Source organism: Vibrio sp. Vb1755 (assembly GCF_033338635.1).
Classification (GTDB): Bacteria; Pseudomonadota; Gammaproteobacteria; order Enterobacterales; family Vibrionaceae; genus Vibrio; species Vibrio alginolyticus.
The window spans coordinates 1-1,791 of the sequence record NZ_JAWOTA010000077.1 but is presented as its reverse complement, the minus strand read 5'-3'; the positions used below and the strand labels follow the sequence as shown (position 1 = coordinate 1,791).

1 protein-coding gene is annotated in these 1,791 nt (G+C 47.6%); it reads left to right on the top strand.

What is annotated here, in order from left to right; genetic code table 11:
- Positions 1–1,791, top strand: a 1,791-nt coding sequence (locus tag R7E00_RS22685) for an MtrB/PioB family decaheme-associated outer membrane protein (protein WP_318124502.1), incomplete at both ends; no start/stop codon positions are given.

Sequence of the window (1,791 nt, the reverse complement as noted above, 5' to 3'; positions counted from 1 at the left end):
ATCGCTATTTCCCTTGCTTTTGCTGTGCAAGCGCACGCCAACGATTATTCGTTACAACGTTCTCAACCAGCCGACACTAGCCGCTGGCAGTGCAGTGGATGCAGCAGCGACGGCACATGGAGTGGAGAAGTCAGCGCGGGCGTAGGGTACCTTAACAACGATGGTTCCTCGCGATTCTATAATTGGAATCCGCCCGTTTACGGTACAAACTCTGACAATAAGCACTTTAACGCTAGCCTAAACGCCGATATCGAACAATATGAAGACGATGGATTCTACAATCGAATCGTCGTCGAAGATCTTGGTTTGCAACGCTTCTTACTGCAGTGGGAAATGGGCCAGTACGACGGATTACGTATCCTCGGCAGTTACAGCGAAACTCCGTATTTCTGGAATCAGTCCTCACTCAGTGCGTATCATCCAAGAGAAGATGCACTCGTTAGTGGTGACCTATCGAAATATGAAAACTCAGTGACGCGAGAGACGTTTAAGTTAGAACTCAAGTACACACCACATACGCTATGGAAGCCATATGCATCCATGAAGCACGAACGTAAAGAAGGCACAACTTCGCTCTATTCATCGACCATTCCGGGTTACGCCAACGCGCCGGGATTCATACCTAAAGACGTCGATCATGAAACCTTAAATACTCAAGTAGGAGTGAGCTACATTGAAGATTTGTGGCTGGTGGATATTGCGTATCGCGGCTCGTTTTTCCGCAATGACAAGTCCGCACTCTATTACGGCGGCATTACCAACCCTTACGCCAACCACCTTGCGTATGAGCCTGACAACGACTTTCACCAATTTGCTGTCACGGGGAATTATCGGTTGAATCAACAAACGTTCAGTGGCCGCTTACTTTGGTCACAGACGTCTTCTGAAGGCGGGTTAAATCCGTTTCCGCAGTCCCCCGTCAACTCCAATACATTCCATGGCGAAACCAACACTTGGCAAATGAGCGCGGATTACCACAACAAGCTTTCGAGAGACACAGCTTTCGCCATTTCTGTGGACTATTCAGACAAAGACGATAACTCCGATAGAAACACCATCATCGGCTCTACAAGAGAAAAATACGACCACACAAAAACCAAACTGGAAACAACGTTAACGCATCGTGTTGCATCTGATGTGAAGGTGAATGCGGGTTATCACTTCAAACAAGACGAGCGAAGCTATGCCGACCGAAAACGTACCGATGAACAACGCGTTTTTGTTGGTGCTCAGTACAGGCCAAACAGTCCGTGGCAATTAGGCGGTAAAGTCTCCTACTCTTTCCGCGATGGCTCTGATTGGCAGGACGACAGCAGCGACTCGCCTAATTTGCGCCAATACTATTTAGCCGACAAAGAGAGGATTGAGCTCCGTGGCGACGGCAGTTATGACATGACAGACGATGTCCAGCTACTTGCAGAACTTTGGTACGGAAATGATGACTATGCAAAACCCGATATTGGTTTAAGCGAAGGGGAAGATTACGGCTACGACCTCAGCCTCAACTTCAATTTACTCGACGGATTAAGCGGGCATGTTTTTTACAATCAACAGATCATCCGCTCCGAGCAACAACAAGCAAACTCTGACATTGTCGGCTGGAATCGCTACACCACCAAGCTCAAAGATGACATCACAACCATTGGTTTTGGTGTGAGTAAAGAGCGACTGCTGGACGACAAACTTTCTATCTCATTTGATTACAGCTACAGCCAAGCGGACAGTAAATCTTCAACCACATCTGGTGGTTACCAATATCCTGATAACGAGGCGAACTCGTATCGATTTGAA